Origin of the sequence: Caldimonas tepidiphila, assembly GCF_003569765.1 — a bacterium.
Classification (GTDB): Bacteria; Pseudomonadota; Gammaproteobacteria; order Burkholderiales; family Burkholderiaceae_C; genus Caldimonas; species Caldimonas tepidiphila.
On record NZ_QXMG01000072.1, the window covers coordinates 23,258 to 29,868 of the forward strand.

Annotated in this window: 6 protein-coding genes; 2 read left to right on the forward strand and 4 right to left on the reverse strand. The window is 65.8% G+C overall.

Translation table 11 applies throughout. The features are described 5' to 3' along the window. Positions 1-29: 29 nt before the first annotated feature. The 3 genes from D3A59_RS22360 to D3A59_RS22370 all read right to left on the reverse strand — a co-directional run bounded on the left by D3A59_RS22360 (position 30) and on the right by D3A59_RS22370 (position 2,507). Complete coding sequence (locus tag D3A59_RS22360; protein WP_157991649.1) at positions 30-530, reverse strand: hypothetical protein; 501 nt, start codon at positions 528-530, stop codon at positions 30-32. A gap of 13 nt (positions 531-543) precedes the next feature. Beyond that, positions 544-1,416, reverse strand: a complete 873-nt coding sequence (locus D3A59_RS22365; RefSeq protein ID WP_119157538.1) for a DUF3293 domain-containing protein — start codon at positions 1,414-1,416, stop codon at positions 544-546. 224 nt (positions 1,417-1,640) lie between these two features. Next, the gene (locus D3A59_RS22370; protein WP_119157539.1) at positions 1,641-2,507 is read right to left on the reverse strand and encodes a VWA domain-containing protein; all 867 of its coding nucleotides are present in this window, start codon (positions 2,505-2,507) and stop codon (positions 1,641-1,643) included. Between the two features lie 688 nt (positions 2,508-3,195). Between D3A59_RS22370 and D3A59_RS22375 the strand changes: the two genes are divergently transcribed. Next, the gene (locus D3A59_RS22375; RefSeq protein ID WP_170162374.1) at positions 3,196-4,818 is read left to right on the forward strand and encodes an NERD domain-containing protein; all 1,623 of its coding nucleotides are present in this window, start codon (positions 3,196-3,198) and stop codon (positions 4,816-4,818) included. A gap of 155 nt (positions 4,819-4,973) precedes the next feature. Beyond that, positions 4,974-5,921 (forward strand): IS5 family transposase, encoded by a 948-nt coding sequence (locus D3A59_RS22380; RefSeq protein ID WP_119157541.1) that lies wholly within the window; start codon positions 4,974-4,976, stop codon positions 5,919-5,921. Between the two features lie 488 nt (positions 5,922-6,409). On the opposite strand, the gene D3A59_RS22385 is transcribed toward D3A59_RS22380, so the two are convergent. Continuing rightward, positions 6,410-6,611 (reverse strand): hypothetical protein (locus tag D3A59_RS22385; protein ID WP_157991650.1); only part of this gene is annotated, 202 nt, incomplete at its 5' end.

The following is a 6,611-nucleotide window of genomic DNA, read 5'->3' on the forward strand; positions in this document are numbered from 1 at the left end:
GAAGCGGCCGGCGTCCCGCCGACTTTGCATCAGCAAGGTGCCGGCTCGTCCCAGGCCCGCGAGAGCAGTCGCCGCAGGCGGGGATTAGGCGATCCCTTGCCCGGTGCGCGGCGCTCCAACTCGATGCCCAACTGCTCAGAAACAGAGAGCGCCACCGCATGCGAGCGGCTCGCGCCGGCCAGGCAGTGCACCACCAGCGCGAAGGGAGTCTCACACTCGTGGGCCCGGCGACAGAATTCGACGATCTCGCGGGCGTGCTCCAGACCGGGGAAGCGCAGCTTCTCGACTACGCCCGGCATGACTTTCAGCGTCAGCTCGAGACCGTGATCCGGCCAATGTGCGATCCCCGCCTGCCGGCGCAGTCCAGGGCTGTCCTCATGCACGTCATCGAAGCGAAGGCGCAGGACCTCGCGTGCACAGCGCAGGTCCGGGAATTCGCCCTCGTCGTCGCCGAGGATCTGGACCAGCACGAAGTCCTCCGGCAGGCTGCTGGCCTGATTGGCCGCAGCGCCGCACTGTGTCTTCGACATCACGATCACTCGATCAAGCATTCTTCACCTGTTGTCTAGTCATCACATGCGGCTCGAAGAGCTGCGGTATGCAGATGTCAATGCGGTCGATCTGTCGCTCGTGCAGTCTGAACAGGACGATCATCTGCGGCTCGGCCGAGGCACCTTGCCAGGTGATCGCGCAGGGCTGCGGCGGCCCGCCGCTCGTCGTCGTCCCGAGTTGCACTTGCAGTCGCACCGACGGATCGTCTGCGCCAAGCCGCTCCAGGGTCCGCATCTTCCCTGCCAAGTGCGCGAGCACCGCCTCCCGGCCCTCGAGCGGCGAGAACACCCACTGCGATTCGTAGCACACGTCCGGATGCAGGGCTTCGGCCAGCAAATCCGGATTGAGAGTGCTCCAGGCCTCGGTCCACAGGAGGGCTGCGGCACGGAGGCCGGAGCTGGAATCCTCGGCAGCGCGTCCGAGCTCCAGGGGGTGCAGCCGCAGTGCGACCGGCTGGCCCTGATCCGCGACAACCACCGCGTTCTGGCCCAGCGCAAGCATCCAGGCGTCGAGCACATCATCCCCGGGGTCTGCGAGCGCCAGGCTCTGCTCGGGAGGCCATTCTCCCGATGGGTCGCGGCCTTGTGCGGGCCAGCAGGAAAGCCCCGCCTTATCGACCGCATCGAGCAGCAATCGGTGGCGTGCTTCGTTGACCTCCTCGGGCAACGGGCGGCTGAACGGGTTGCTCGCCGTCAGGATGGCAATCCGGTGTGGTGTGTGACCTCTTGATGCAGGCAGTGCGGCGGACACCTCGCCGATCCGCAGCGTTCGGGGTCCGCCGGGAAGCTCGATGTCATAGGCGGTCGCGCGATAGGCCTCGATCAAGGACGGGGGGATCTCGAAAACGTCGGCGGGATGGCTCATGTCTTTGATACGGACGGGCGCGCCTCGAGGGCGTGGATCTCCGGCGGGGCAATGGCCGGGAGGCGGGGCGAGCGAGGGGATCGTACCGTCATTCCGGCCCGGCCTGGGACGGGGGGGCCGCGCGCAAGCGCTTGGAGGGTGGGCACGGCCGCAGCACCGGGCCGCAGTGGGCTCCTGGCCGGGTTACGACCCAGTGCAAGGCCTCTCCCTGGCGGTCCCCCCGCTCACACCTCGCTGTCGTCGGTGCCATGCAGCGACGAAGCACTCGTGAGGCCCATCGAGCGAAGTCGCATGTAGCTCGCGCTGGCGGCGCTCACACCCTCGAAGGCCTTGCGCCGCGATCCGAGCTTGGCGGGATCGTAGGCCCGCACGTTGTCTGCCCTCACCGAGAGCAACTCGGCCAGCGTCGAGACGCTATCGCTGGGGCCGACGAGCGCGAAAGTCCAACGGTCGGTCGCCTCGAGGCGAACGATGACCTCCCGCAGGATCTCCGCGTCGAAGATCCGGGAGCTGTTCTCGCCGCCGTCGGTGAACAGCGTCACGAGCGTCGCAGTCTTCGCATCATGGATGCCCTCCTGCTCGAGCAGCCTGGACAGCGTGATGCCCAGGCCGTCGTAGAGCGGGGTGGTGCCGCTGGGGCGGTAGGTCTCGGCGCTCAGTTCCGGGATGCACGAGATGTCCTCGGCCACGCATTCCACCCGGACCCGGGCACCGAAGCGGACATCGGTGAAAGTCGTGCGACCCGCGGTCTTGGCTCCCTCGCGGACCTCCCGCACCTGTGAATTGAAGCCTTCAATCGTCGCGTCCATGCCTTCCCGCATTGAGCCGGAGTCGTCGAGCACGAAGGCAATATGCGTAACTGGCTCCTCGCCGGCCTTTTCCGCGGCACCGGCCAGTTCCTCGAAGCAGGATACGGGCTTGTCCAGCAGCTCGCGGATCGCGGGCGGCAGTCCGGTAGCCCGCTTGCCCAGAGGGGAGCAGACCGGCTTCCGAATGGCGCCGGGGGCAGGCTTGACGCGTTGCGCCATGATCTCTGTGGCCTGATCGAGGAGGGCCCGGCGTTGGGCGTCGCGGTGGTCAGGATCTTCCATGATGCGGTTCCTTTCTGCAGAATGAGAAGTTTTTTTGAACGTTGGGTCAACTCATGGGGCCCAGATCTGGGCTGGGAGCCTCGCTGCTGCTCCGGTACGATTTCTGTCTGGCGTCACCGCGCCAGCGCTGTCCTTCAGCGCTCATGTCCTTGGCGAAGTGGCGCGAAGGCGGCGCGCCCTCCACTGCGTCCTGTTTCAGCCTGTTCCGCACGCGTGCAGGGCTGGCGGGTCAGCACCGCGAAGCGGAGAGAAAGGCTGTCGTGAAGGGCTGCCTCAACTCACCAGGACTCACGGCCTATCGGCCACGCTATTGATCGTGCATTCACTGCGCGGGGCGGCTCGCGCCTCCTCGTGGACTGGTCGCTCCTCCTTGTGGTCGTGCATGGGCACTGGAGGCCCCAGCAGGCGCATTGTTGAGCGGTGTTGCGACGTAGTTCGTCGCAACGGCGACGTCCCTCAAGTTCGCGGCTATGGCCGTGCCAGCTGAGTGGGAGCAAGTCCTCGACATGGGAAAGCTCGCAGCCCTACTGGCTCCTGCCGTGCTGTTTCGTTTCGCGTGCCTTGTAGACGTGCCGAGTGCGAGGCTCTCATGTGCACTCCCTGGTGCACGGACAGCGAGGAGCAGGGTCGGGGAGGGCTGGGCCGAACCGACAGGTTAAATTCATGCTCTTTCTGTGCTCCTGTTGCCATGGCCCGCCTTTTTCCTTCCTCTTCACCGAAGTCCGCCCTCAGCGCCGGGGACTATCAGGAACTGCAAATCCTGGCGACGCTCGAACGTGGCTTGCCCGATGCGTACACGCTGTTCCACTCGGTGGACTGGGCGCAGGGAACGGATGGCGGCGAAATCGACATCGTCGTTGTCAACCAAGCGGGTGATGTCCTGCTAATCGAGGTCAAGGCCGGCACGGTAGAAGTTGAAGCCGGTGGGATCTTCAAGCGCTATTCGAGCGGCACGACGAAGAATGTCGTGAACCAAGTCCGGGGACAGCTCTCCGGCATCCGCACGCGGCTCAGCGAGTGCGGCCTCAAGGTTCGTCTGCACCACCTGCTGGTCCTGCCAGGAGTGCGCGTGCTGCACGACACCGTGCAGTGGCCGCGCGCGCAGATCGTGGACGCGAACGAGGTCGAGCAGCTCGTCTCGCGCGTGCGGGACGTGCTGGACGTCGGCGTGCATGGCCCACTGTCCGATCGAGTGCTGGCCTTCTTCGAGAACCGCTTTCGCGTCGCTGTCGATGTGAGCGCATTGGTGGGGCGCCTGCAGACGAGCACCACCCGCCTTTCGGCCGGACTCGCCACCTGGGTGCCGCGGATGCAGATCCCGTCCGGGCTGCTGCGCGTGAGGGCCACCGCCGGATCCGGCAAGACGCAACTGGCGCTGCGCCTGATGCGCGACGGGGCGGCCGGCGGTGCGAAGGTCGCCTACTTGTGCTTCAACCGCCCGCTGGCCGATCACATTGCCCGGCTGGTACCGGACCGGGTCCACGCCGAGACTTTCCACGAGTTCGCCTGGCGCCTTGTCCGCGGCAGCGAGCCCGAGGCACAAGTCCCCCGCACTCCACAGGCGTTCGACGCAGTCACGACCCGTGCGATCCAGTTGCTCGCCGCCCGCGATCCGGATCTCGACCTGCTCGTGCTAGACGAGGTGCAGGACCTCCATGTCGGATGGATCGAGGCACTGCTCGGCCGCCTGAGGCCCCAGGGCCGGGCGGTGCTGCTCGAGGACCCGGACCAGCAGCTCTATCTCGACCGCGACGAATTCGACATTGCCGACGCCGTGACGATCCGCTGCACCGAGAACTATCGCAGTCCCCGTGCTCTGGTGCGACTTGTCAACCTGCTGCAGTTGGCCGACTCGGAGATCGAGGCGCTAGGGCTCCATGAAGGCGAAGCACCCGATCCGCTCGTCTACGACACGACACGTGAACTCGAACGCGCCACACAGAAGGCCGTCGAGCGCTGCCTGGAGCGGGGTTTCGCGATGGAGGATATCGCCGTCGTCAGCCTGCGCGGGCTCGGCAATTCGCACCTGCTCGCGTCGGAGCGACTGGGCGACTGGCGTATGCGGCGCTTCCTCGGCCGCTATGACGCACAAGACCAGCCGGTGTGGAGCGACGGCGAGTTGCTCGTCGAATCGGTACGCCGCTTCAAGGGACAGGCCGCGCCGGCCATCGTGCTAACCGAGTGCGATTTCGAAGAGCTCGACGAGTTGCAACGCCGACTGCTGTTCGTTGGCATGACGCGCGCGCGCGTGCACTTGGAGTGGGTGGTTTCCTCCAGGACCGTGAAGGCACTTGAGAACGCGCTCAACTGAGTCGCTGGAAAGCCGGCTGCATTGCTATACGGTCAGGTGCGTGAAGCCGCGCCGTTATCTACTGCCGGCAGGATGCGCCGGCGCTGGACTTCAATGGCCAAGACATCGCGCGGGGCCGCTGAGCGACGGGACCCAGCGCGCATGCTGTACCTTTAGTGGACTTCGAGCAGGTGGCGGCGGCAGTGGATGCGGCTTGCCCCAGACCCGATCGCAGCAAGGGCGGGCGGCCTCCGTACCCAACGCTGGTGATGGTCAAGGTGCTGTTTCTGCAGGTGCTCTACAACCTGTCGGACGAGCAGGCCGAGCACCAGTTGCTGGACCGGCGTAGCTTCCAGCGCTTTTGCGGCCTGGCCGACGAGTTGCGCATTCCGGACGCGCGCACTGTCTGGCTGTTCAAGCAGCGGCTCGTGCAGGGCGGACTCGGCGCGCAGGCGATCTTCGAGGCGGTGCAGCAGCAGTTGCAGGCGCAGGGCTACATCCCGAGGGGCGGTCAGATCGTGGACGCCACCATCGTGCGTGCGCCCATCCAGCACCTCGACAAGGAAGAGAAGGCTCTCGTCCAGCAGGGCGTTGTGCCGCTGGAGTGGGGCGCGAAGAAGGCCCGTCACAAGGACTGCGAGGCGCGCTGGACGAAGAAGCACGGCAAAAGCTTTTACGGCTACAAGCTGCATGCCAACGTCGACGCGCGCTACAAGCTCATCCGGCGCTACAAGGTCACGGCCGCCAACGTGGACGACGGCAATACCCTCCCGAAGGTCATCGACGCATCCAACACGGCCGCGCGGCTGTACGCTGATCGCGGCTACGACCGCCGCGCCAGCAGGGAGTTGCTGGCCGAGCACGGCTGCAAGGACGGCATCGCACGACGAGCACCAGTGGGCGAGAAACTCGGCCAGCGCGCCGAGGCGAGAAACAAGGCCATCAACCGGCGCCGCTCGCGCGTCGACAGCGTCGAGCACGTCTTCGCCGGGCTGCGCCACCTCGGGGGCAAGACAGTGCGAGCCATCGGGCTGGCCCGCAATGAACTTGCCATCGCGATCAAGTGCGCCGTCTACAACGTCAAGCGCCTGACGTGGCTGAGGGAGAACGTGCCGGCCTTCTGAGGACGCGCCGACCGGCGCGCCAAGGTCGGTGCAGCGCTCGCGCTGCCTGGCTGCCGATCTTCACCGTCCCGCAGTCGCCGCCTCGCTGGCCGGTGCGCACCTTGCGCCCGCCTCAGCCGAGGCCCTGCTCAGAGCCCGACGGGCTCGAAAACCGGTTTATCGAAGTCCCCCATAAACAGTCACCTTTCGGCCTCCTGAAAGGTGACCGATCTTCGACCCGGCGGGCTGACTTCGCACGCCCGGGCTCCACACAGCTGATCGAGCAAGGTGACTTTCGACCCATAAACAGTCACCTCTCGGCATCCTGGAAGGTGACTGTCCTTCGACCCAGCGAGCTGACTTCGCATGCACGGGTTCCGCACAGCTGATCGAGCAAGGTGACTTTCGACCCATAAACAGTCACCTTTCGGCCTCCTGGAAGGCAGGGCTGTTCTACAGGGTGTCGGCGCCGATCCAAATCTGGGTCTTCCTCTTTTTATGTTGCTTGATCAGGCGGGATGCAGGACACGGATCCGGAGCAGATCGAGACCTGCCCGTCCGTACATCTGGCGCTTGAGATACTTCAGCCGGTTGATCTGGCCCTCGACCTGGCCGCTGCTCCACGGCATTGAGAGCGCAGCGACGACCGCCTCTGGCTTTGTTGCACAAATGGCAGCGAGGGCGCCGGGCGGGGCGTGGCTTGACAGCGCC